The organism is Oceanicaulis sp. UBA6590 (assembly GCF_002433705.1).
Taxonomy (GTDB): Bacteria; Pseudomonadota; Alphaproteobacteria; order Caulobacterales; family Maricaulaceae; genus Oceanicaulis.
In genome coordinates this window covers 112,569-136,148 of the sequence record NZ_DJIQ01000041.1, presented here as the reverse complement: position 1 = coordinate 136,148, position 23,580 = coordinate 112,569, and the positions used below count along the sequence as shown (strand labels likewise).

Sequence of the window (23,580 nt, the reverse complement as noted above, 5' to 3'; positions counted from 1 at the left end):
GGGCGCTCCGTCGCAAACTGGGACGCTCTCGCATCCTCTGTCGCAAACGGTGCATCACACGGGCCAAACCCTTGATCAGAGGCGGACTACTCGTCCGCCAGCGTCACCAGAATGGCGCCGTCGCCGACCTGATCGCCCTCTGCGGCCGAAACGCTGTCCACCACGCCATCGCGCGGCGCAGACAGCGCGTGCTCCATCTTCATGGCTTCCAGAACCGCCAGCGTCTGGCCCTTCTTCACGCTATCGCCCGCCTTGACCGGCACGGACAACACCTTGCCGGGCATCGGCGCCTTAACCGCGCCGCCCGCCTCCAGAGCATCCGCCATCGCCGCCGGATTGTAGAGGCTGATCAAGTGGGTCTCGCCTTGTGTCGCCACCAGCATGCCGCGCTTGCGCGCCTCGAGACGGGCCGAGACTTCCCGGCCGTTCAGGCGGGCCGAAACTTCGGTCGCGCTCAATCTGAGCTCACTCAGCGCAAAGCTCTCCTCGCCAATCCGGGCGGTGATGCGGTCACCCTCGCGCTCAAGCGAGACCGACAGCCGGGCTTCATCCGCCTGGAAGCCCATCTCGATGACCGAATCCGCATTGGCGCGGAAGCCATCCGCAACCGACCAGGGATCTGACGCGTGAGCAAAGAGGCCTGCGCCATGGGTCAGACCGAGGGCCGCCGCCACATAGCTGAAAGCAGGCGGTGATTTCGGCGCCAATTCCTCAAGGCGCGCATCGATGAAACGCGTATCCACCTCTCCGGCGCGGAAATCGGCATGGGTCAGCGCCCGGCGCAGGAAGCCCGCATTGGTCTTGACCGGATAGACGCGAACCTCGTGGTCCAGCACCGTGACAAGCCGGTCGATGGCGTCCTCACGCGTGTCGCCGAAGGTGATCAGCTTGGCGATCATCGGATCATAGTGCAGCGAGACCTCACCGCCCTGCCGCACGCCGGAATCGGTGCGAACGCCGTTCGCCAGATCGGTCTTGGGCAGATCGAGAAAATCGAGCTGCCCGATGGAGGGCAGGAAACCGGTCGCCGGGTCCTCGGCATAGAGCCGGGCTTCCATGGCCCAGCCCTTGAGATGAATTTCGTCCTGCTCCGGCACCGAACCGCCCGATGCGACGCGCAGCTGCAGCTCGACCAGGTCCATGCCCGTGACAGATTCGGTGACCGGATGCTCCACCTGGAGACGGGTGTTCATCTCCATGAAGTAGAAGCCGTCCTCGCGCAGCGGGCCCGAACCATCCACGATGAACTCGATGGTCCCGGCGCCCACATAGTCCACCGCCTGCGCAGCGCGGACAGCGGCCGAGCACATGGCGACGCGCACATTGGGCGTCATGCCCGGCGCGGGGGCTTCCTCGATGACCTTCTGGTGGCGGCGCTGAAGCGAACAGTCCCGCTCGAAGAAGTGCACCACCCGGCCTCGGCTGTCGCCAAAGACCTGAACCTCGATATGGCGCGGACTAGAGATGAATTTCTCGATCAGGACGCGCTCATCGCCAAAGCTCGACGCCGCTTCGCGCTTGCAGCTTTCGAGCGCTTCCAGGAAAGCGTTCGACTCCTCGACCTTGCGCATGCCCTTGCCGCCGCCGCCGGCGACCGCCTTGATCAGCACCGGATAACCGATCTCGTCGGCCTGGGCCTTGAGATGGTCCGGCTCCTGATTGTCGCCATGATAGCCCGGCGTGACGGGCACGCCCGCCTCTTCCATCAGCTTCTTGGCGCGGTCCTTCAGACCCATCGCCTCGATGGCTTCGGCCGACGGCCCCACAAAGGTGACCCCCGCTTTCGCGCAGGCGCGGGCGAACTCGGCGTTCTCTGACAGGAAGCCATACCCGGGATGGATTGCGTCCGCCCCTGTATCCTTCGCCGCCTTCAGGATCAGATCGGCCTTGAGATAGCTTTCACGCGCCGGCGCCGGGCCCAGCAGCACGGCTTCATCGGCCATCCGCACATGAGGCGCTTCTGCGTCGGCTTCGGAATAGACCGCGACCGTGGCGATTCCCAGACGGTGCGCCGTGCGCATCACGCGGCAGGCGATTTCACCCCGGTTGGCGATCAGAAGCTTTTTCATCATGGGCTGGCATCCATTGCGGTGAAAGCTGATGGCGCGGTTTTGGGCCAAGCCGGGCCCGTGTGCAAGCTTAGCTCTGTTTATCAGGGCGTTCGGCGCCCCGGGTCAGCACCACAAGCACGAAACTGATCTGCATGAGGAGGAACCAGCTCCCGAGCTTGGCGAGCGAGACCATTTTCCACTGATGCTCCTGTCCGGGATAGCTCCAGGCGCGCGCGAAGGTCCCGATATTCTCGGCGAACCAGATAAAGAGCGCGACCAGAACGAGCCCCAGGAGAAGCGGCATGAAGCGATGGGCGCGGTCGGGCCGGAACCAGATCACGCAGGGGCCATAGATCAGCGCGCTCGCGGCGAAGAGCGCCCAGCGGATATCAATCACATAGTGATGGCTGAAGAAGTTGATGTAGATGGCCAGCGCCAGCAGCGCCTGAGCCCAGACCGGCGGGAAGCGGTCAAAGCGGAAGTCGAAAATGCGCCAGACCCGCGCCATATAGCTGCCGACGCTGGCATACATGAAGCCTGAAAACAGCGGCACGCCCCATATGGCGAACAGGGCATCGTTTGCGCCGGGATAGACCCAGGACCCGGCATGGACCTTGAAGATTTCCATCGCGGTGCCGACCACATGGAAGACCGCGATGATCCGCACCTCGGCCCAGCTTTCCAGCCGGAAGGCGATCATGCCGATCTGGATCGCCACCGCGCCCAGCGTGATGACGTCAAACCGGTGCAACGGCGCATTGGCTGGATAGAACAGATAGACGCCCAGAATCAGCGCCAGCATCAGCCCGCCAAAGAGGCACGCCCAGCCCTGCTTGATCCCGAACGCCAGGAATTCGAAGGCCGCGAGCGAAACCGGCCCCCTCACCCAACGGGCGCGCAAGGCCTCCCGCTCGCGGTGAAACCAGGCTTCAAGATCGCGCAGGCTCAAGCGGACTAGTCCGCCCAATAGGGTTTGCGCTTTTCAAGGAAGGCGGCGAGGCCTTCGCGGCCCTCATCGCTGACGCGGCGGTCGGCGATCTGGTGGGCGGTCTTGCGCAGGAGGTCGTCATTGATCTCGCGATCGGCGACCATATCCACCAGCGCCTTGGCGTCCCGCACCGCGCCCGGGGCGGTCTGGAAGGCGAGCTTGCCCAGATATTCCATCATGTCATCGAGCTCGTCCGCGCTCTCGACCACATATTGCGCAAGGCCGATCTTGTGGGCGAACTCGCCGTCAAAGCCCTCGCCCGTGGCAAACAGGGCGCGGGCATAGCGTGGACCAATGGCGCGCACCACGAAGGGCGAAATGGTCGCCGGGGTCAGTCCAAGGCGCACTTCAGAGAAGCGGATCTTGGCGTCCTTGACCGCCACGGCCACATCACACGCCGCCATCAGTCCGGCGCCGCCGCCCATGGCCGCGCCCTGAACCAGCGCAATGGTGGTCTGGGGCAGATCGTGCAGGCGCTTGAGCATGCGCGCGAGGTTCAGAGCATCGGCCTGGTTATCCTCATGGGTCCAGTCCGCCGCCGCTTTCATCCATTCCAGATCCGCACCGGCGGAGAAGCTGCGCCCGGCGCCGCGCAGGAAGACCACGCGCACCTCGTCGGTGTTTGCGCGCAGGGTCTCGAAGATGTCGGACAGGCGCGCAATGATGTCGGCGTTGAAAGCGTTATGCTTGTCAGGCCGGTTGAGCGTGACGATGGCGGCGCCGCCGGGAGTTACATCGAGCAGGACTTCGTTTTCAGCAGCCATCAGACATCGCCTCTTCGCTAGCAGTCAGTATCTCTTCTGATTACTCCGCCGGGCGCGCCGGGCCAAGCCGTCACCTGTGCGTCGAAATGACGAAGGCCCGCCGCCGGTCAGGGCGGCGGGCCTTGCTGACCCCGAAATGACGGCGATCTAGCGCGGCAGGACGATCGCCTTGATGATGTAGAGCACCGTCAGGCCAACCAGATAGGTCAGGCCCAGAAAGGCGATGTATTGCCAGTAGAGCATGTCGGTCACCGGCGGAATCGCGAAGCTTGCGCCGTCGCGCACCATCGGCAGCACGATATCGACGATCACATGAACGATCGCCGAGAGCACCGTGAAGATCAGAATGGCGGCGTATTCCTGCATCAGCAGCGCCATCACCAGGCCGATCACGCCCATCTGCACGCCCAGGAAGATCCAGTTGATGGAGCCGCCATCGCCATGCATGGAGTATTGCAGTCCGGCCATGAGCCAAGACCAGACGGGCTCGATATAGGCCCAGATTTGATCGATGTATTCCATAGTCATCCCCTCGCCAGCCAGCCTTACTGAAGGCCGCCACTGAGCAGAGCGTGCCAAGAAGTTAACAAAAATCAAGCAAAACTCTTGTTGCACCGCCAAAAAACGGCAATGCAGACAAGTCTCGGCGGCTCTGTTTCTCGGTCTTGGTTAACGCTTGAATAGAAGGCGCTTGATGATCGCAAAGATCGTGATGACGACCAGATAGCCCACCAGCACCACAGCGGCGTAACGCCAGTAATTGCCTTCCAGAATGGGCGGCAGTCGCAAAGCGGCGCCATTGGCGATGACCGGGATCAGGATGTCCACGGCGAGGTGGATGACCGTGGCCGCCAGCACGATGACCGGTAAACGTTTGAGGTCCGGCAGCACAATGGCGGCGACCAGCGCAATGAGGAGCCCCTGCACCGCATTGATCTCGTTAAAGCCCGCCCGCATGAAGTCGAGCACGTCGTTGAGAATTTCCATAATGTCCCCCATTAACCCGTGGGGGTGTTGTAACCCTATCGGGCTGCCCGGCCTAGGGTCCGCGTCTTTTCAAGCATGGACAGACGGCTTTTCTCGCTGATCTGGACGCCGCCAAAGACGGTGTGCCGCACAGGCTTGAAGCCGGAAATCTTCAACAGACCCGCCTCCAGCGCTTTGAGTGAATGCGCGCCGAAGATCAGTTTGTAGGCAAATCCCGGCATGCCCATGGTGACGATCAGGCGCGCAGACTTGCCTTTCATGCGCTGGGCGGGCCAACCGGCGCCGTTCGCGCTCGTGGCCAGGAAGAATTCTCCACTGGCGGCATGCTCGAAGAACGCCTTGGTCTTGGCGGGAATCTCCCCCAGCCAGAGCGGATATATCAGCACGAGGTGATCCGCCTCGCTCATCGCCGGCCGCACCGGATCAAAGACCGCAGGCGGCTTCGTTTCGAACTCTTGCGGTGAGGACAGAAAGCCGAACTCCATCGCGCCCACATCAAGGCGATCGACGATATGGCCCGTCTCCTGCGCGCCGGCCTGATAGGCGTCGGTCAGCGCATGGCAGAACCGCTCGGGCGATGGATCGGGATGGCCGTTGATCAGGCAGATACGCTTGGGCATGGGGCGCTCCTGCAAAGCTGTGCAGGAAGTCTACCCTGAAAGAGCAACGCACGGGATGCGGCGCAATGCCCCCTAGTCGGCGCTCACCTCGATCCAGATTTCATTGCGTCGGAAGGGCCCCGGGATCCAGGGCGGGTTGTAGGCGGCGAAAGTCGGCGCACCCAGCGCTGACAGCCCTCGCTCGCTGAGGAAGGCTTCAAGCTCTTCCAAATGGCGCTCGGCGCGGCGTTCATTCATCACACCGGAAAACTGGATGACCGCCACCCGACGCGGCGGCGCCTCGCGCAATCGCACATCGGGATCATTGGCGACCGGAAGCGTTTCCATCGTCCATTCAGACGGCATGATGAAGGAGACGACCCATTCCCCCTCTCCCGCCGGCTCGTAAGTGACCGGCGCCGTCATGGCGATGGACTGGCCCGAGCGAGAGGCGGTGACAGGCGCAGTCATCGCGATGTCTTCGCGGGGCTGATTGCCGCCGAAGATGTAATTGGCGAGCGGCTGGAAGCCGCGCCGCGTGGCGGTCTGACGATCCCCCCTGACGGTCACCTCGGCGTGAATGAGACCGGGATAATCGCGGATCTCGATCGATCCCACGCGCTCCACCATCGTATAGGACGGCTCTTCAGCGGCCATGGCCGCACCGGAAGCGAGTAGGCAGACCAGGCCTGCCAAGCCAGCGAACACGCGCATGATCGAACTCCAATCGCATCATGCGCCTTGTTACGGCTCGCCCGGCCAGCCGGATCAGTCCTACATCCGGAAGACGCCGAACTTGGTGTCCTCGATGGGGGCGTTCAGAGCCGCGGACAGCGCCAGGCCTACCGCGCGGCGGGTGTCTTCTGGCGCAATGACGCCATCATCCCAGATGCGGGCGGTGGAGTAATAGGGCGAACCCTCTTCCTCGTATTTCTCGCGGATGGGCTGTTTAAAGGCTTCTTCGGCCTCAGCGCTCCATTCTTCACCGCGCGCTTCCATGCCGTCGCGCTTGACGGTGGCGAGCACGCTGGCGGCCTGTTCGCCGCCCATCACCGAGATGCGCGCGTTCGGCCACATGAACAGGAAGCGCGGGCTGAAAGCACGGCCGCACATGCCGTAATTCCCTGCGCCATAGGAGCCCCCGATCACCACAGTGATCTTGGGCACCTTGGCGGTGGACACCGCCGTGACGAGCTTGGCGCCGTCCTTGGCGATGCCGCCCGCCTCGTATTTCGAGCCCACCATGAAGCCGGTAATGTTCTGCAAGAACAGCAGCGGGATCTTGCGCTGGCAGCACAGCTCGATGAAGTGCGCACCTTTGAGGGCGCTTTCCGAGAACAGCACGCCGTTATTGGCGATGATGCCCACAGGCATGCCGTGCAGTCGGGCGAAGCCGGTCACCAGCGTCTCGCCATAGAGCTTCTTGAACTCGTCAAATTCAGAACCGTCCACCAGACGCGCGATAACCTCGCGCACGTCAAAGGGCTGTCGCGTATCAACGGGGATCACGCCGCCCAGCTCCCTGGGATCAAGACGCGGTTCGCGCGGCTCTTCGAGGAAAACCTGTTTGGGTTTGACGGTGTTGAGACCCGCCACGATCCGGCGCGCGATCTGCAGCGCGTGATCATCATCCGCGGCGTAATGATCCACCACGCCGGATTCGCGCGCGTGCACATCCGCGCCGCCGAGATCCTCCGCCGAGATCACTTCGCCGGTCGCGGCCTTCACCAGCGGCGGGCCGCCCAGGAAAATGGTGCCCTGCTTGCGCACGATCACGGTTTCATCGGACATGGCCGGCACATAGGCGCCGCCTGCGGTGCAGCTGCCCATCACCACAGCGATCTGCGGGATGCCTTCAGACGACAGATTGGCCTGATTGAAGAAGATGCGACCAAAATGCTCCTTGTCCGGAAACACTTCGGCCTGGTGCGGCAGGTTCGCGCCTCCTGAATCCACGAGATAGATGCAGGGCAGGCGATTCTCGCGCGCCACTTCCTGAGCGCGCAGGTGCTTCTTCACCGTCATCGGGTAATAGGTGCCGCCCTTCACCGTGGCGTCATTGCACACGATCACGCATTCGCGGCCCGACACCCGGCCAATGCCGGTGATCATGCCCGCGCCGTGGACATCGCCCTCATACATGTCGTTCGCAGCCAGCGCGCTCAGCTCCAGAAAGGGCGAACCCGGATCGAGCAGGCGCTGGACCCGGTCGCGAGACAGGAGCTTGCCGCGCTTGAGATGTTTCTCACGGGCGCGCTCGTTTCCGCCCAGAGCGGCCTGGGCGGTCTTCTCCCGCAACTCGGCGACCAGCTTGGCCATCGCCTCGGCATTGGCCTTGAAGCTGTCCGAGGACGTATCGAGCTGGGTGTGAAGTTCGGTCATGGCGCGAAAATCCGTCTGGTAAATCGAGACTGATGCGCTGCTTAGCCTGTTCAGGACAGCCCGCGCAATGGCTGCGGCGCCCCTTGCCGTTTGTCCGGACCCATCGGAAGGTGAGCCCAACGGAGGAGAAATCATGACGGAATACACGAGCTTCAAGGTCAGCCAGGACGGCCCGATCGCCCGGATCACCCTGAACCGGCCTGACAAGCGCAACACAATGACCCCCGCATTCTGGGCCGAACTGCCCAAGGCGGTGAGCGCCCTGTCGGACGCCGGCGAGACTCGCGTGCTGATTCTCGACGCAGAAGGGCCGGTCTACACCGCCGGTATGGACATCTCGGTCTTTACCGACCCCAACGCGCTCAAGACGGACTCCGCCTCGATGCGCGAAGCTTTCATGACCGCGGCCACCGCACTCCAGGACAGCTTCACCGCTTTCGAGAAGGCCCGCTTTCCCGTCATCGCCGCCATCCAGGGGCCGTGCGTGGGCGGCGGCGTCGACATGATCTGCGCAGCTGATATGCGCTACGGGACGGATGACGCCTGGCTGCGGATCGAGGAAACCAATATCGGCATGTTCGCCGATGTGGGCACGCTACAACGCCTGCCGGGTCTCATTCCCGAAGGCATAGCACGCGAGCTGGCCTATACCGGCGAGAATCTGAGCGCGGAGCGCGCCGAGCGCCTGGGCCTCTACAATGCCGTCCTGCCGGATGCGGAGACCCTCAAAGCGCATGTGGACCGGATCGCGCACGCCATCGCCAGCAAGGCGCCCTTGACCATTTCGGGCATCAAGCGCTCCTTCCTCTATGCGCGCGACCACACGATCGCTGACAGTCTGGAACACGCCATGACGCTCCAGGCCTCGCTGTGGAGCCCAGAAGACATCATGGAGGCGATCACGGCGCGCGCTGAAAAACGCGGGGGTGAGTTCAAGACATTGACCCCGGTCAAACGCATGGGACAATCCTAGGAGCGAGGCGTTGCGCACAAAGGACAGGTCATGAACCTGGGACTGAGCATTCTGCCGTTTTTCAACCGGGTTGAAAAAGCCGCGCTCCGCGCCGTTGAGGCGGAGGTGGAATGGTTCTGTCTGCCGGCGGGTCAGACCCTCTTTGAAGAGGGCGAGATTGCGGATTCCTTCTATCTGGTGCGATCCGGCGCCCTCGCCGCCTTCAGGCGCGGCGCCGACGCCCGCCCCGAGCTGGTCGGTCACATCCGCGCTGGCGAACCCATTGGCGAGATGGCGCTCGTGGAGGACCGACCCCATTCGGCCAGCGTCTACGCCTTGCGCGATTCCGAGCTGGTGAAGTTGCCCAAGGCGGCGTTCGACAAACTCACCAACAAGCACGCCTCGCTGATGCGCGAGCTGAGCAAGATGATGCTGTCGCGGATCCGGGCCGGGGAATCCTATCGCCGGTCCGAACCGCGGGTCTTTGCGCTGATCTCCACCTCGCCGACGATCGATCTCGAATATCGCAGCCAGCAATTGCGCGACGCGCTTGAGGAGATGGGCGTCTCCTCCATTTCCTGCGGCGAGGAATGCGCGGACTGGCCCGGGCCGCGTCTGGACAAGTTCGAGGCCGAGTATGACATCGTCATTCTTCAGGCCCGGCTCGGCAATTCCAACTGGGCGCGGCGCGCCATGGCGCGCGCCGACCGGATCTGGATGATGGCGCGGGCCGATGCCCGTCCCTCCATCCCGCTCATGCCTGAAGACCCGAGCCCCGCCGCCAAGCTCAAGCTGATCGACATGGTGATGGTCCACAATGAGGGGGTGCGCAAAGCCGCGAACCCGTCTGAATGGATCGCGGCGGCGGATGCCGCGCGCTGCTTTCACTGGCGCCAGCAGAACGCCAGCGATGTGCGCCATATGGCGCGAACCATGTGCGGAAAGTCTGTCGGGCTGGTGCTCTCTGGCGGCGGCTCGCGCGCCTACGCCCATGTGGGCGCCATCCGCGCCTTCAAGGAAGCGGGCGTCGAGTTCGATTTCTATGGCGGCGCCTCAATGGGCGGCATCATCGCCGCTGGCGCGGCCATGGGCTGGGACATGGACGAGCTTGAGGACCGGATGCGCCGCGCTTTCGTGGACTCAAATCCCCTGAGCGACTGGGTCATGCCTGTAGTCAGCCTGACCAAGGGCAAGCGGGTGGACCGGCGCCTGAAAGAGCATTTTGGCGAGATCGACATTTCCGAACTGCCCCGTCCCTTCTTCTGCGTGTCCTCGAGCCTGAGCAGCGGCGCCACCCGCATTCACCGCACCGGCGTACTGTCGCGGGCCCTGCGCGCCTCCATCGCCATTCCGGGCCTGTTGCCGCCCATCGTGGATGGCGACGACGTGCTGGTGGACGGGGCGGTGTTCAACAATTTCCCGATCCAGGAACTCAAGGCCTACCATCGCGGCGTCAATGTCGGCTGTGACGTCACGCGCAATAACGCCATCAACCCGGACGATTTCCGTGATGTGCCCAGTTTCACCGGCTGGGTGGCGCGCCATGGCCTGTCCGATCCGCCGCCGATCGCCTCGCTTCTGATGCGGGCGGCGACAGCAGGCACGCTGGAGCAACATGCCCTCACCCGGCGAGCTGCAGACATCCTGGTCCTGCCCGAGCTGGAACTCGACATGCGCGAGTGGAAGCGGTTCGATGAAGCGGTCGAGGCCGGATACAAGAGCGCCAAGCGCATGATGCAGGAGATGCCCAACGCCTTGGCCCGTCGCTTCGGTTGATCCGCGTGCAGGAATGCTGCGCTGCGATGAAACCCATCGCCTTCCATCCGCGTTCCTGTTGCCTAGGTCCTGAAGACAAGCAACCAAGGAGCGCGCAATGACCGAGCGAACCCAAGCCAATGGCGCCGACATTCCCAAGCTGGGGTTTGGCACCTGGCAGCTGGAAGACGAGGATGCGGCGCGCGGCGTGGCGACGGCTCTCAAGACCGGCTACCGCCATATCGACACCGCCCAGATCTATGGCAATGAAGCCGCTGTAGGCGATGGCTGGAAACAGTCCGGCGTAAAGCGCGAGGACTTCTTCCTGACTACCAAGGTCTGGCGAGACAAGTTCCGCGACGGCGACCTTCAAGCTTCGGTGAAAGAGAGCTTGGACAAGCTCAAGACCGATTATGTCGATCTCCTGCTCTTGCACTGGCCTGTGCCCGAAGTGCCGATCGCCGAAACCATGAAGGCGATGAACGAGGTGAAGGAAGCCGGCCAGGTCAGGCATATCGGCGTGTCCAACTTCACCGTCGACCTGCTGGATGAGGCGCGCGCGCATTCCGGCGCGCCGCTCGTCGCCAATCAGGTGGAATACCACCCCTATCTCGATCAGAACGCCGTGCTGACCGCTTGCCGCGCCGCCGGCATGGCGATGACCGCCTATTCGCCCATCGCCCAGGGCAAGGTGTTTGACGACGCGGTCATCACCGAGATTGCGAAGGCCCACAATGTCTCGCCGGCCCAGATCGTGCTGCGCTGGCTGATAGATCAGGACAGCGTGATCGCCATTCCGCGCAGCTCGAGCGACAAGCACATCAAATCGAACTTCGAGATTGCGGACCTGAAACTCAGCCAAGAGGAAACGGGCCGGATCAACTCACTGCGCAGCCCGGACGGCCGATTGATCGACCCCGACTGGGCGCCCGACTGGGACAAGTAGACCCGCAAGAAAAACCCCGCGCCAATGGCGCGGGGTTTTTCTTACATATCCAGTTCGGCCAGCTGCGCTTCGAGATCCAGCGCCCGCCGGGCCGTAAAATCATTGAAACAGGAATTGGCGATGACGCCCATCAGGGTGCCGCCCTCATAGGCGAGGCTCTGCTGGGAGCATTCCGCCTCCCGAAACGCCAGCCAGGCGCGCTGGGCGTCCAGCAGACGCTCGCGACGCTGGAGCTGTTCGCGCGCCTGAAGGCGGTCGCGCAAGGCAAAATAAGCCGCATTCAGCCGCTGATCCCAGAGCTCCGTCTCGCGATGCGCGCACTCCATCATGCCATAGGTGGTGTAGCCGCCCGGATCTTCCTGACACGCATTGGACACGACGCCGATACAGCTTTCAGCCTGCTGAGCTTCAGCCAGACACGCTTCAAGACGCGTCTCGTCAATCGCGGTCGGAGACTGTGTCTCGGCCTGTGGCGCTTTCTGGGCGCTCAGGCTCAGCGACAAAACCAGAATCTCAAACAGCATGGCATCCCCCTTCAACGCGACGCTTTCTCACCCTGAAGGGAGACTAAGGCGATTTTCAGCCCCCAGGCGACCAGAAAGGATGGCCGAGGGCCTGATGGCTCATCGTCTCATCATCCTGATTGCCATAGGCCGGGAAACCGCCCGCATCCTTCAACAGACGCGCCGTATGCATCAGGTTCCAGCTCAGGATTGTCGCGTTTCGCTGGGTGAAGGCGTTCTGGCGGCCTGCGGGCGTTCCATCCTCGCCCTCATCGCCATAGCTCGGACCTGGACCGATCTCGCCGATCCAGCCCGCATCCGCCTGGGGCGGAATGGCATAGCCGATATGGGAGAGCGCGTATTGCAGCGTCATGGCGGTGTGCTTGACCCCGTCCTCATTGCCGGTGATCACGCAGCCGCCCGTCTTGCCGTAATAGACAAATTGGCCATTGTCCTGGCGCTGTCCGGACTGGGAATAGAGCCGCTCGATCAGAACGCGCGCGACCGAGCTTTCCTCGCCCAGCCAGAGCGGCGTGCCGATCACCAGAATGTCCGCCGCCTTCACCTTCTCCCAGATCCTGGGCCAGTCATCGCGGTCCCAGCCTTGCTCGGTCATGTCCGGCTGGACGCCAAAGGCGATCTGGTGATCCACAAGGCGCACGCTCTCAATGCTGACACCCTGCGCCTTCATGATGGTGCGGCACACATGCATCAGATCATCGGTGTGCGAGGGTTCGGGCGAGCGCTTGAGCGTGCAGTTGATGAAAAGCGCCTTCAGATCGTCATAGCGGGCGGGCGGAGCGCTGTGCGTGTCAGCCATCAGGTCTCTCTCAAAACAAAGAAAAAAGCCCGCGCCGAAGCGCGGGCTCAAAAGGATTACGGGGAGCGTCGTTTACTTCGACAGTCAAACAACGCCTCGCCGCTTGTTTCGTTGCATGAAAGTGCGCCGCCACGTCCTGAAAGGTCTGCGCCCTCTCTTCACGCAAACGGCCCGCCTGAATATTCAGACGGGCCGCTGAGTACAGGATCAGAGCGCGACTATCGCGTCGCGTTGAACAGCTCGCGCCCGATCAGCATGCGACGCACCTCGCTGGTGCCGGCGCCGATCTCGTAGAGCTTGGCGTCGCGCAACAGGCGGCCCGTCGGATATTCGTTGATATAGCCGTTGCCGCCCAGGATCTGGATGGCGTCGAGCGCACACTGGGTGGCGGCCTCGGCGGCGAACAGGATCACGCCCGCCGCATCCTGACGCGTGGTCTTGCCCGCATCACAGGCCTGCGCCACCGCGTAGACATAGGCGCGGGACGCGTTCATGCGGGTGTACATGTCGGCGATCTTGCCCTGGATCAGCTGGAACTCGCCGATCGGCTGGCCGAACTGCTTGCGCTCATGCACGTAGGGCATGACCACATCCATACAGGCCTGCATGATGCCGACAGGGCCCGAGGCCAGAACGGCGCGCTCATAGTCGAGCCCGCTCATCAGCACGCGAACGCCGCCGCCGACCTGGCCGAGCACGTTCTCTTCAGGCACTTCGCAGCCTTCAAAGACCAGCTCGCCCGTTTCAGAGCCGCGCATGCCGAGCTTGTCGAGCTTCTGGGCGATGGAGAAGCCCTTCATCCCCTTCTCGATCAGGAAGGCGGTGATGCCCTTGGAGCCGGCTTCGGGATCGGTCTTGGCGTAGACGACCAGCGTGTCCGCGCTCGGACCATTGGTGATCCACATCTTGTTGCCATTGAGGACGTAGTGATCGCCCTTCTTCACGGCTTTCAGACGCATGGAGACGACGTCGGAGCCGGCGCCCGGCTCCGACATGGCCAGCGCGCCCACATGCTCGCCGGAAATCAGCTTGGGCAGGTATTTGCGCTTCTGCTCCTCAGACCCGTTCAGGCGGATCTGGTTGACGCACAGATTGGAGTGCGCGCCATAGCTGAGGCCCACCGAGGCGCTGGCGCGGGAGATCTCTTCCATGGCGATGCAGTGTTCCACATAGCCAAGGCCGGATCCGCCATACTCTTCCTCGACGGTCAGGCCCAGAAGGCCCAGTTCACCCATCTTGGTCCAGAGATCTGCAGGGAACTCGTCCTTCGCGTCGATCTCGGAGGCGCGCGGAGCGATATGATCGGACGCGAACGACTGCACGGTATCGCGCAGCATGTCCGCGGTGTCGCCGAGCGGGAACTCGAGCGAGGGATACTGGTTCGAAATCATAGACCGCGAGATACCACGCGCGGCGGGCGCGTCAAGTTCGCACAAATCTCGCCAAAAACGGCCCCGCCCGCTACTTTTCGTTGCGGCGACCAATGATGAACCAGGCCGAAGCTGCGCTCAGCAGCACGCCTGCGCCGAAGACGGTCGGACCGAGCGGCGAATATGCCAGGCCCAGCTCCATATAGGCGTCCATGTTCGCCGCAATATCCCAGCCGCCCAGACCGATCATCACGCCGCCCAGGGCAAGCGAGGAAATGAACATGACGTCGCCGCCGCGGCGCTGAGCCGGCTCGGGCTCGGCCAGGGCAGACGCCTCGGCGCCCGAAACCACAGCCGGATCCAGCACTTCAATATCCTCGTGTAGGTCCGGATGGCCATCATCCACATCCTTGTCGGGATGATCGGGGCCTTCGATATCCCCCGACAGGCCCGGAGCGGAGGCTGGCGCCAGCGCCGGGTGCGGCGGCGCGGAAAACACCTGCAGTCCCGAGCTTTTCGCGTCCTGGGTCAGCTCAGGCGCCGCATCCTCAACATCGGAAGGCACGTCCACTGAAATCGCGTCTTCCCGGTCCGACAGCCCGGCGGCCCGCTCGGACGTTGTGACATCCTCGGATGCAGCCTGCGGCAGGGAGGCCGGTGCAATCGGGGTCACCTTGATGGTCGAGACCTGAAGCGCGTTCTGCAACGGGCTGAGCGGCACTGAAGGCGCGCTGAACAGACTGGAAGAGGCAGCATTGGGGCGGACCTGCGGCGCAGGCTCCTGGTCCGCCGGCTTTTCCGAAGACGGAGCGGTCAGGCCAACATGGGCGGTGGACAGGAAGCTGTACCCCAGCTGCACCGGCTCATCCGCCTGGGCAGAAGGCGCGGTCGAAATGCTGGCGGAGACCTGCTTGGCCATACGCGCCATCACCTGGGCGATGGCGGCGTCCTGAGCCGCCTTGACGTCTTCGGTCTGGGTTTCTGTTTCCGGTTCCGCTTCGACAAGCACTGGAGGCTCGGAGATTTCAGGCTCCGCTTCAGGCTCGGACGCGTCCTCGGCCGCCGCCTCGATCGGATCGGAAGGGGCAGCGTCGGCGGCCGTGTCGGCGGCTTCAACACGTTCCGCATCGGGTTCGATCTCGGCCACTGAGACGGCCTCGACGGGCATCGGTTCGCGCGTCTCCTCGGGCAGCTCGAAGGCGATGTCGAGCTCGATCAGAGACTCATCGTCCGTGGTGGCTATGTCTGTGTTCTCGGCCTCTTCATCCGTCGCATCCGCGTCGGAGGGCTGAGTGGTCAGATCCGTCACAGGCGCGGTCTCGCCGTCCTGCTCGTCTGAGGCTTGCGATGGAGGGGTCTGGATGTCTGCCGGCTCGGCATCCGTCCGGGCTTCTGAATCAGTCGGCGCGTCAATGACGGCGGCGCTGTCTTTCAGGGCGCTCAGATAGAGCGCCTTCTCCGCGGCCCGACGCGCGACAAGCCGGTCAGACACCACGAGGCGCCCGTCCTGTTCGGCGCGCACCCAGGTGTCGATCGCCGCCGCGGCTTCACGATGACGGCCATCACGGGCCAGCCGGGCCACATCCGACACCTTGAAGGCGCGCAGACCGACCGACAGCGCAAACGACACCAGCGCATCGCGCATGGGCGCCGCCATTTCGGCCCCCACGCTCGCATCCAGCGTCTGCTCCGCCCGCATCACGTCATAGATCAGCAGAAGATCCGCATCTTCAGGCTTGAGCGTCACGCCTTCCTTGGCGGCGGCGGTATGGCCATAGCCGACTACCCAGCGTTTGCCACGCCGTTCGGCAGTCGCCAGGAAGGGCTCGTGAGCCTTGATCAGGTCGCGCGCGGCGCGGGTGGATTTCAAACGCGGTGTCATCGCTGTCCCGTTTCGAAACGGTTGGGTCTTACGTTAAGAACCGCGATGCAAACTCAGGACCGTCAGCACTATGACGGCGAGAAAATGTCCACCGCGTCCAAGGCCGTAAAGGGCGCAAAGAAGCCTGCGCCCGAGCCGCCGCCGATTAACCAAATCGTCCCGTCAACGCTCGCCACGCCTGATTCCGTACGCGCCGCAGGCATATCCGGGAGGCTCCGCCAGACCTCGGCGTCACCGTCCAGCACGACATGGGAGGCGAGCGTACGGCGCATGTCTGCGCTGCGTCCGCCGAAAACATGGATGTTTCCATCAAGGACCGCGGCGGCATGTCCGGCGCGCGGCTCGGGAAGATCCGGAGCGCGGCGCCAGCTTTGGGACACGGTGTGGTAAACGTCGACCCGGGCAGAAGCCTGCCCGTTGCGCGCCCCGCCGATCAGCCAGATCTCATCGCCCAGCGTGACGGCCGCTGCGCCCCGCCGGTTGATGTCCGCCGGCGCCTCGGCCGCATTCCAGGTCTGGGTCGCGGCGTCATAGACGAAGAGCCCCGGTGCGCCATCCTCTCCGCCAAGGGCGTAGAGCTGACCATTCAGGGCCACGAGAGACAGGCTGGCCTTGGGACCGGGCAAGGCGCTCTCCCCGCTCCAGGCGTCCGTTAGCGGATCATATGACCAGACGCTGTCGATCGGTTCGGCGCCACCCTCGGAGGAATATCCGCCTGCCACCCAGATCCTGCCGTCCAGCACAGCCATGCCGAACCGCTCAAGACCGACAGGCATGGGCTTGAGCACGCGCCAGGCGCGGGTTTCGGGGTCATAGACTTCCAGGGCGTCGCGCGGATTGGCGAGCCCCGCGCCGCCGGCGGCGTAGACCCGCCCGTCGAGCACTGTGGCGGACAGGCCTGCGCGGGCCTGGTCCAGGCGCGGGCCAATGCTCCAGGGCCCCGACAGACGCAGGCCGCTGTCAAAGATCGGGCTTTCGGACACAGGCTCCTGTGCGGCGAGAGGCGAAAGCCCCGCCAATGCGACGACAATCGCCAGAGCGGTCTGTTTCATGTCAGGGCCTCCCTCGGGGTCTCAACCGACTAATAGGTTGCGACTGATTAAAGCAGAACAAGGGCGCCCAGGCCCAAAAACACGACAAATCCCACAACATCGGTCACGGTCGTCACGAAAACCGACGAAGCCACGGCGGGGTCGGCGCCGAAATGCTTCAGGCCAAGCGGCACCAGAACACCCGCCAGCCCCGCAATGGCGAGATTGATGACCATGGCGATGGCGATCACATAACCAAGGTCAGGTTCCTGGAACCAGACGGCGGCGATGACGCCCATAACCACCGCGAAGATCAGGCCGTTCACCAGGCCCGCCGCCGCTTCACGCCAGACAAACCGTAACGAGTTCGCTCCGGTCAGGTCCCGTGTTGCGAGCGCCCGCACCGCCACCGCCAGCGATTGCGTACCGGCGTTTCCGCCCATGGAGGCGACGATCGGCATGAGCACGGCGAGCGCCACCAGTTGGGCGATGGCCTGATCAAAGAGCGCGATCACCAGAGAGGCGAGCACGGCCGTGCCCAGATTGACCAGAAGCCAGGGCGCGCGCGACTTGACCGATTCCCAGACGGTGTCGGCCAGGCCCGCCTCGTTCACACCCGCCAGCGCCAGAAGGTCTTCCTTGTTCTCTTCCTGGATGACATCAACGATGTCGTCGACGGTCAGCATGCCCTTGAGCCGGCCGGAATCATCCACGACCGGCGCCGAGATCAGGTGGTATTTCTCGAACAGATAGGCGGCGTCTTCCTGATCATCCTCTGGTCGAATGGTGATTTTCGCCGACTCCATCAGTTCCGAGAGCGGGGTCTGGCGTTGGGATCGCATCAGACGGCTCACCGGCACCGCGCCAATGGGGCGGAAGCCCTCATCCACGATGAACACCTCGAAGAACAGGTCCGGCAGCGACTCGCCCGCAAGCCGCATATGGTCGATCGTGTGCCCCACAGTCCAGAAGGACGGCGCCGCCACGAATTCGCGCTGCATGAGACGACCGGCAGTCTCTTCCTCGAAGGACAGCGAGGCTTCCAGATGCTCGCGATCTTCCGCAGATACCGCCGCCAGCACCGCTTCCCGCACGTCCGGCTCAAGCTCCTCGACAACCATGGTCTTGTCGTCGGAATCAAGCTCGTCCAGCGCTTCAACGATCTGGGCAGGCTCAAGCAGCTCGAAAATGCCTGCCCGGGTGTCATAGCCGATCTCGGCGATGACCTCGCCGCTGAAGACCGCCGAATCAAGCTCGGCCAGATGGCGCTGCTGATCCCAGCTCAGTTGTTCGATCAGGTCGGCGATATCGGCGGGGTGCAAGGGTTCAAGAAGCTGCCGGACGAGGACGGCGTCACCATCGGCGATCGCGCCGATCAGCTCCACCAGCACGCCCTCAGGCAGGTCCATGCCGGTCGTCACATCATCACGGTGCAGCTCTTCAACCGGTTGCGTCATGGCGCCTCGCGTCTGTCAGAAGGGGGAGTCAGGGTGCAGACGACACGATAGGCGCGCGTCACGACGAAATCGAGACGGCGAATGCTGTTGGGGCGAAAAAACAAAAAAGCCTGACGCGGGGCGTCAGGCTTGTCTGTCATCGCTTGCAGAAAGCGAGAATTATGGTGCGGCCGAGAAGACTCGAACTTCCACGGGAGTTACCCCACAGCGACCTCAACGCTGCGCGTCTACCAATTCCGCCACGGCCGCGAATTGGGAAGCGGGCATGTACCAACCCCCGACCCGCTTGTGAAGCCCCCATGTGCGGGCGTTATGCAGCAAAATAGTCGTGAACGTCCGCCGCGTCCGTGATGGAGACCGCCACGCGATCCCCCTGGATAATGATCTCGCCGCGCGCGATGGGATGGTTGTTGGCCAGAATCCACACCTCGTCATGCTCGGCGGCGTCCAGCGGAATCACCGCGCCCCGGCCCATGCGGAGGAACTGGTGAATCGGCAGCTTGGACCGGCCCAGAAGGACGGAAATTTCAACCTGAACGGCGCCGAGTTGGCTCATGGAGTGTGCATCACTGTTGCTGTCTGGCGCATGGCCCTTGCCATACGCGGTCAGGCTCACGATGTTCCGCACCGGTTTCTCGACAGTTAAAGGCGTGCAAAACATGACCGACACGATCGGCTGGGCGGTGTCAGAAAGCCGCGTCCCCTACCCCGACGCCGTGGCGGCCATGGAAGCGCGCGCCGAAGCCATCGCCCGTGGGGAAGCCGGAGAGCTGATCTGGCTCCTGGAGCATGATCCGCTCTACACGGCCGGCACCAGCGCCAAGCCCGAAGACCTGCAGGACCCTGACCGTTTTCCCGTCCACGCGACCGGGCGCGGCGGCGAATACACCTATCACGGCCCCGGTCAGCGCGTGGCCTATGTCATGCTCGATCTGCGCGAACGAGGCCGGGATGCGCGCAAATTCGTGCGCGACCTCGAACAATGGATCATCGACACGCTCGACGCCTTCAACGTGACGGGCGAGCGGCGCTGTGGCCGGGTCGGCGTGTGGGTCGACCGCACTCAGCCCGGGGGTCCCGAACGCGAGGACAAGATCGCCGCCATCGGCATCCGCCTGCGCCGCTGGGTGTCGTTTCATGGCATCGCGCTGAATGTGGAGCCGGACCTGTCGCACTTTGGCGGCATCACGCCGTGCGGCATCTCCGATCCGCGTTATGGCGTGACCAGCCTTGTGGATCTGGGATTGCCGGTCACGATGGAGGACGCCGATCTGGCCCTCAAACGCGCGTTTGAAGGCGTGTTTGGCGAGACCCGTCGCGAAGCCCCGCCGGTCTAGCGCCGGGCGGTCCAGTACCCGACCGCCGCCAGAACCAGCCAGAACCCCCAGACAGACGGCCAGGCGCCGGCGTGCAGGATCGCCATGGCGAATTCCGGATCGGAACTCAGACGAGTCTGATACGCCTGCTGGATGACCGGGTCAGAGGCCGCCGCCTGCACGGCTGCGGGATCGTTCATGTTCACGCCCTGGCTTTCCAGGAACGTCACGAACTGCGGATAAGCCCGCACCGCCATGGCGAACAGCCCCGTGATGATCTTCACCAGCGTCGCGCCGCCCAGGACGCCGAGCGACAGGATCGACGGCTTCCCAAGCGCGCGATAGCGATTGATGAACACCGTGCTGACGAAGAAAGCGATCAAGAGCCAGGACAGCAGACCCGCCGCCGGAGAGAAGCTGATCCTGAGCGCATCCAGCGCCGCGATCACGCCCAGCCCGATCCAGAATTCGTCCTCGGTGGAGCGATAGACCGGCATGAAAGCCGTCTTGAGATCAATGCTGGGCTGGGTCACGCCGGCTCCTCATAGACAAACGCGCGCTCCGGTATGATACGGAGCGCGCGTTCATGGCAAGCCTGCCCTGCGCTTGAGGGCCGGTCAGATCAGTTCTGGTTCGTGTCGTCAGGCGTCTCCACCGGAGACTCCGCCGGCATGGCTTCCGGCGCGCCTTCGGCGCCCGGAACCGGACCATAGCGGTTTTCCTGTGGATCCTGCTTGAGGATCGCATTGCCCGCAAAGATCACGCCGAACCCGACAATCGCGTTCAGCACGGCGGAGGGCAGCGCCGTCGCCTGGGTTGCGGCCTTGCTGGCCTGCATCATGGCGTCAGGATTTCCGGTTTCCATGGCGGCGACCATCATCCGCGCGGCTTCCCCGCCAAAGATCGTGGCGACAATCTGATTCACGATCAGGCCCAGCACGATCCAGATTACGAGTACGACCAGGAACATCCAGCCTGAGCGCCCGGCGTCGTGAAGCCGCTTGGACCATATGCAGGCCCAGGGATAGATCAGCGCCAGTCCCACGATGATCGTGAGCAGACTGGCCAGGACCACGGGCAGGACAAGCGGAGTCAGCGCCAGCACGAAGGAGATCGCAATCAGGATCAGACCGGCTTTCTGGAAGTCCGCCGGCGCCATTCGGCCATTGGCTGACATCATGGAGGCTACAAGGCTCATGGGGTCCCCTTAAATTCACTGTGAGCGGCTTGCGGTCATCCGGGCGGCTGACCAGGTGCATGCCCATCCTTCCCGAAACCGAAGTCAGGAGCAATGCCGGGAGGACAAAAGGATCAGCCTTCTGCGGGCGGAGCTCCGGCCGAACGGGCCGCCGCGCGGGCGTACTGCGCCTGACGGGGCGCCGGACCATAGCCATTGTCGTCCGGATCAGACGCCAGAACGCCCACCCAGATGGTGTAGACCAGCCAGGTCAGGGCCGAGAGCGACCAGAACAGCAGCAATCCGCCTGCCGCAAGCACCCCGCCGCTGACCAGTTGCGCCGTGGCCTGTGGCGACAGATCGCCCGATTCCAGCATTTCCCATCCGCCAGGCCTGCCGACGACATCCAGAAACGGGGCGAGCGCCGCGCCGCCAGCGGCGACAACGCCAAATCCGAGCAGGGACAGGGAGATCGCCCAGGGAATGAGATGGATCCAGCCCGTCTTGTCCGCGTCATGAAGGCGCTTGGCGGGAATGACGGCCCCCACATAGATCAGGCCCAGAAAGACCAGCCCGCCAATGAAGGGCAAGGGAGTCAGGAACAGGTTGGCCAGCACCACGATCAGCATGCCCAGCCAGTATTCATTCTGGCTGATGCGCCCGTGGGGGCTGAAAAGGATATGACCCAGATTCATTCAAGACTCCTTGAAATGGTCTCTCACCCTGCCCGCCAGCCGCCCTCAAGGTCAAATGAAGTCTGGGTAAGCTGAGGTCACGCCTGTCCCGGCGCCGCTTCAGTCCGTCTCCGTTCGAGGCCTTGCTTTCAGGCTTCAGCCGGGGTTTTCTGGGCCGGGTTTACGATTCCCGCCATGCGCGCAATTGCTTGCAGCGGTGCACAAATTTGAAGGGACAGGCCATGAAAGGCGCAATTCTCGAATACAATCCCGCCTCCGGCTCCGGTCTGATCAGCGGCAATGACGGCGTTCGCTACACCTTCAAGGGGACAGAGTTCCGCGGCGACGTGACGAAGATCAAGATCGGCGCCGAAGTCGATTTCGAAGTGGCGGAAGCGGGCGGCGAAGCCATCAACATCTTCCCCCTCTCCGTTCCGGCGGCCACCGGTCAGAAGAACAAGATCGTGGCGGGCCTGCTGGCTATCTTCCTTGGCGGCCTCGGCATCCACAAATTCTATCTCGGCATGGCCGGTCCCGGCATCATCATGCTGGTGGTCTGGCTGTTCGGCTGGATCCTGTTCGGCATCCCGACCCTCATCATCGGCCTGATCGCGCTGATCGAAGGCATCATCTACCTCACCAAGGATGATGACGCCTTCACCGAGACCTATGAGGTCCAGAAAAAAGGCTGGTTCTAGAAACCCGCGCCTTCACGGCCAAAGAAAAAGGCTGCGCTCGAACGAGCGCAGCCTTTTTTGTGTCAGTTTATCCGTGACGCCTATTCGAACTCGATGAGAAGCTCGTCAGCGGCGACCGATGCGCCCGCTTCGCAATTGACCGACTTGATCACGCCATCGAGCTCGGCGCGCAGGACGTTTTCCATCTTCATCGCTTCAACGACCATCAGCGCCTCGCCTGCCTTGACCTCCTGGCCCGCTTTCACGGCGACAGAAACCACAAGGCCCGGCATCGGGCTGGCGATCAGCTTGGCGGTGTCGACGGGCTCTTTTTCCGGCAGGCGCGCATGCAGCTCGGCGATGCGCGGCGTGCAGACCAGAGCGTCCGCCTTGTAACCGCGATGACGCAGCTTGTAGCCCTCGGTACGGTCGGCCACGAAGAGCGAGAAATCCTGACCGTCCAGCGTGCCTTCGAACATGTGCTCGCCCGGCTTCCAGCTGGTGGTCAGCACCACAGGCTCGGCAATCAGGCCCGGCGCCCAGATTTCCGCACCTGCTTCATCCAGGTCCATTGCCCCTTCCGGGATGCGCATTTCAACCGGGAAACGCTGATCATTGAGGATCACCACCCATTCATGGGCGAGGCCCTCCTCGGGCAGAGGCGTGATGCGGTCAGTGATCCGCGCTGCGCGCTCAACGAAGACGGTGTGCATGAAGGCCGCCGCTGCGGCCATGATCTTGAGCTGGAATTCCGTCGGCGCCGTTCCGCTGAAGCCCTCGGGGAAGTGTTCCTCGATATAGCCGGTATGGATGCGGCCCGCCTTGAAGTCCGTCTCGTCCAGCACGGCGGACAGGAAGGGCGCATTCGACTGAAGGCCATCCACATGCAGACGGTCCAGCGTTTCTGACAGGGCGTCGATCGCTGCTTCACGACTGTCGCCATAACCGATGACCTTGGCGATCATCGGGTCATAGAACATCGAGATCTCGTCGCCTTCGCGGACGCCGGAATCAATACGCAGCGCGCCATTGCCGATCGGGCCTTCCAGCGGCTCTGAATAATGCTTCAGACGGCCAATGGAAGGGAGGAAGCCGCGATACGGGTCTTCGGCATAAAGGCGCGCTTCGACCGCCCAGCCCTTGATCGTCATGTCTTTCTGCTTGAAGCCCAGCTTCTGGCCAGAGGCCACGCGGATCATCTGCTCCACAAGATCGATCTCGTGGGTCAGCTCGGTGACCGGGTGCTCCA

Annotated in this window: 24 protein-coding genes and 1 tRNA gene; 5 read left to right on the top strand and 20 right to left on the bottom strand. The window is 63.4% G+C overall.

Annotated features, from left to right (window positions below; translation table 11 throughout):
• Positions 1 to 86: 86 nt before the first annotated feature.
• The 8 genes from B2Z70_RS09330 to B2Z70_RS09295 all read right to left on the bottom strand — a co-directional run bounded on the left by B2Z70_RS09330 (position 87) and on the right by B2Z70_RS09295 (position 7,771).
• Positions 87 to 2,072 carry an acetyl/propionyl/methylcrotonyl-CoA carboxylase subunit alpha gene (locus B2Z70_RS09330; RefSeq protein WP_292982707.1) on the bottom strand — a complete coding sequence of 662 codons (1,986 nt, stop codon included), beginning with the start codon at positions 2,070 to 2,072 and terminating at the stop codon, positions 87 to 89.
• 67 nt (positions 2,073 to 2,139) lie between these two features.
• Positions 2,140 to 3,000, bottom strand: coding sequence for a DUF817 domain-containing protein (locus B2Z70_RS09325; RefSeq protein ID WP_292982705.1), 861 nt, complete (start codon positions 2,998 to 3,000; stop codon positions 2,140 to 2,142).
• 5 nt (positions 3,001 to 3,005) lie between these two features.
• Positions 3,006 to 3,803: an enoyl-CoA hydratase-related protein gene (locus B2Z70_RS09320; protein WP_009800645.1), complete on the bottom strand. Its 798-nt coding sequence runs from the start codon at positions 3,801 to 3,803 to the stop codon at positions 3,006 to 3,008.
• A 147-nt stretch (positions 3,804 to 3,950) separates the two neighbouring features.
• Positions 3,951 to 4,325, bottom strand: coding sequence for a hypothetical protein (locus B2Z70_RS09315; protein WP_009800644.1), 375 nt, complete (start codon positions 4,323 to 4,325; stop codon positions 3,951 to 3,953).
• A gap of 147 nt (positions 4,326 to 4,472) precedes the next feature.
• A complete protein-coding gene (locus tag B2Z70_RS09310) occupies positions 4,473 to 4,790 on the bottom strand; it encodes a hypothetical protein (RefSeq protein ID WP_292982703.1) in 318 nt (105 codons plus the stop codon).
• Between the two features lie 35 nt (positions 4,791 to 4,825).
• Entirely contained in the window at positions 4,826 to 5,410 is a 585-nt protein-coding gene (locus B2Z70_RS09305; protein WP_292982701.1) for an NAD(P)H-dependent oxidoreductase, read from the bottom strand.
• 72 nt (positions 5,411 to 5,482) lie between these two features.
• Positions 5,483 to 6,103, bottom strand: coding sequence for an SOUL family heme-binding protein (locus B2Z70_RS09300; protein WP_292982699.1), 621 nt, complete (start codon positions 6,101 to 6,103; stop codon positions 5,483 to 5,485).
• 60 nt (positions 6,104 to 6,163) lie between these two features.
• Positions 6,164 to 7,771: a carboxyl transferase domain-containing protein gene (locus B2Z70_RS09295; RefSeq protein ID WP_292982697.1), complete on the bottom strand. Its 1,608-nt coding sequence runs from the start codon at positions 7,769 to 7,771 to the stop codon at positions 6,164 to 6,166.
• Positions 7,772 to 7,904: 133 nt separating this feature from the next.
• Between B2Z70_RS09295 and B2Z70_RS09290 the strand changes: the two genes are divergently transcribed.
• The 3 genes from B2Z70_RS09290 to B2Z70_RS09280 all read left to right on the top strand — a co-directional run bounded on the left by B2Z70_RS09290 (position 7,905) and on the right by B2Z70_RS09280 (position 11,424).
• Positions 7,905 to 8,744 (top strand): enoyl-CoA hydratase-related protein, encoded by an 840-nt coding sequence (locus B2Z70_RS09290; RefSeq protein WP_009800639.1) that lies wholly within the window; start codon positions 7,905 to 7,907, stop codon positions 8,742 to 8,744.
• A 30-nt stretch (positions 8,745 to 8,774) separates the two neighbouring features.
• On the top strand, positions 8,775 to 10,499 hold the full coding sequence (locus tag B2Z70_RS09285; protein ID WP_009800638.1) for a patatin-like phospholipase family protein: 1,725 nt from the start codon (positions 8,775 to 8,777) through the stop codon (positions 10,497 to 10,499).
• Positions 10,500 to 10,596: 97 nt separating this feature from the next.
• A complete protein-coding gene (locus B2Z70_RS09280; protein ID WP_292982694.1) occupies positions 10,597 to 11,424 on the top strand; it encodes an aldo/keto reductase in 828 nt (275 codons plus the stop codon).
• 41 nt (positions 11,425 to 11,465) lie between these two features.
• Here the strand turns inward: B2Z70_RS09280 and B2Z70_RS09275 are convergent, their stop codons facing one another.
• The 8 genes from B2Z70_RS09275 to B2Z70_RS09240 form a co-directional block, all read right to left on the bottom strand.
• Positions 11,466 to 11,948, bottom strand: coding sequence for a lysozyme inhibitor LprI family protein (locus B2Z70_RS09275; protein WP_292982692.1), 483 nt, complete (start codon positions 11,946 to 11,948; stop codon positions 11,466 to 11,468).
• Between the two features lie 55 nt (positions 11,949 to 12,003).
• Positions 12,004 to 12,747, bottom strand: a complete 744-nt coding sequence (locus tag B2Z70_RS09270; protein ID WP_292982690.1) for a flavodoxin family protein — start codon at positions 12,745 to 12,747, stop codon at positions 12,004 to 12,006.
• A gap of 218 nt (positions 12,748 to 12,965) precedes the next feature.
• Positions 12,966 to 14,138, bottom strand: coding sequence for an isovaleryl-CoA dehydrogenase (locus B2Z70_RS09265; RefSeq protein ID WP_292982688.1), 1,173 nt, complete (start codon positions 14,136 to 14,138; stop codon positions 12,966 to 12,968).
• Positions 14,139 to 14,208: 70 nt separating this feature from the next.
• Positions 14,209 to 15,999 (bottom strand): glycoside hydrolase family protein, encoded by a 1,791-nt coding sequence (locus B2Z70_RS09260; protein ID WP_292982686.1) that lies wholly within the window; start codon positions 15,997 to 15,999, stop codon positions 14,209 to 14,211.
• 68 nt (positions 16,000 to 16,067) lie between these two features.
• Positions 16,068 to 17,051: a Kelch repeat-containing protein gene (locus tag B2Z70_RS09255; RefSeq protein ID WP_292982684.1), complete on the bottom strand. Its 984-nt coding sequence runs from the start codon at positions 17,049 to 17,051 to the stop codon at positions 16,068 to 16,070.
• 47 nt (positions 17,052 to 17,098) lie between these two features.
• Positions 17,099 to 18,487 (bottom strand): magnesium transporter, encoded by a 1,389-nt coding sequence (gene mgtE, locus B2Z70_RS09250; RefSeq protein WP_009800631.1) that lies wholly within the window; start codon positions 18,485 to 18,487, stop codon positions 17,099 to 17,101.
• Between the two features lie 162 nt (positions 18,488 to 18,649).
• Positions 18,650 to 18,736 (bottom strand) — tRNA-Leu (locus B2Z70_RS09245).
• Positions 18,737 to 18,797: 61 nt separating this feature from the next.
• Positions 18,798 to 19,043, bottom strand: a complete 246-nt coding sequence (locus B2Z70_RS09240) for a FliM/FliN family flagellar motor switch protein (protein WP_028284815.1) — start codon at positions 19,041 to 19,043, stop codon at positions 18,798 to 18,800.
• Positions 19,044 to 19,146: 103 nt separating this feature from the next.
• Between B2Z70_RS09240 and lipB the strand changes: the two genes are divergently transcribed.
• Positions 19,147 to 19,824, top strand: coding sequence for a lipoyl(octanoyl) transferase LipB (gene lipB, locus B2Z70_RS09235; RefSeq protein WP_009800629.1), 678 nt, complete (start codon positions 19,147 to 19,149; stop codon positions 19,822 to 19,824).
• Here lipB and B2Z70_RS09230 read toward each other — a convergent pair.
• From B2Z70_RS09230 to B2Z70_RS09220, 3 genes are all read right to left on the bottom strand, one after another.
• Positions 19,821 to 20,336, bottom strand: coding sequence for a hypothetical protein (locus tag B2Z70_RS09230; RefSeq protein WP_009800628.1), 516 nt, complete (start codon positions 20,334 to 20,336; stop codon positions 19,821 to 19,823). The genes lipB and B2Z70_RS09230 overlap by 4 nt on opposite strands.
• 89 nt (positions 20,337 to 20,425) lie before the next feature.
• Entirely contained in the window at positions 20,426 to 21,001 is a 576-nt protein-coding gene (locus B2Z70_RS09225; RefSeq protein ID WP_009800627.1) for a DUF805 domain-containing protein, read from the bottom strand.
• 113 nt (positions 21,002 to 21,114) lie between these two features.
• The gene (locus tag B2Z70_RS09220; RefSeq protein ID WP_009800626.1) at positions 21,115 to 21,675 is read right to left on the bottom strand and encodes a DUF805 domain-containing protein; all 561 of its coding nucleotides are present in this window, start codon (positions 21,673 to 21,675) and stop codon (positions 21,115 to 21,117) included.
• Positions 21,676 to 21,896: 221 nt separating this feature from the next.
• On the opposite strand from B2Z70_RS09220, the gene B2Z70_RS09215 reads away from it, so the two are divergent.
• On the top strand, positions 21,897 to 22,352 hold the full coding sequence (locus tag B2Z70_RS09215) for a TM2 domain-containing protein (RefSeq protein WP_009800625.1): 456 nt from the start codon (positions 21,897 to 21,899) through the stop codon (positions 22,350 to 22,352).
• An 80-nt stretch (positions 22,353 to 22,432) separates the two neighbouring features.
• Here the strand turns inward: B2Z70_RS09215 and B2Z70_RS09210 are convergent.
• The coding region (locus tag B2Z70_RS09210; RefSeq protein ID WP_292982678.1) for a biotin/lipoyl-containing protein at positions 22,433 to 23,580 on the bottom strand (1,148 nt) is incomplete at its 5' end.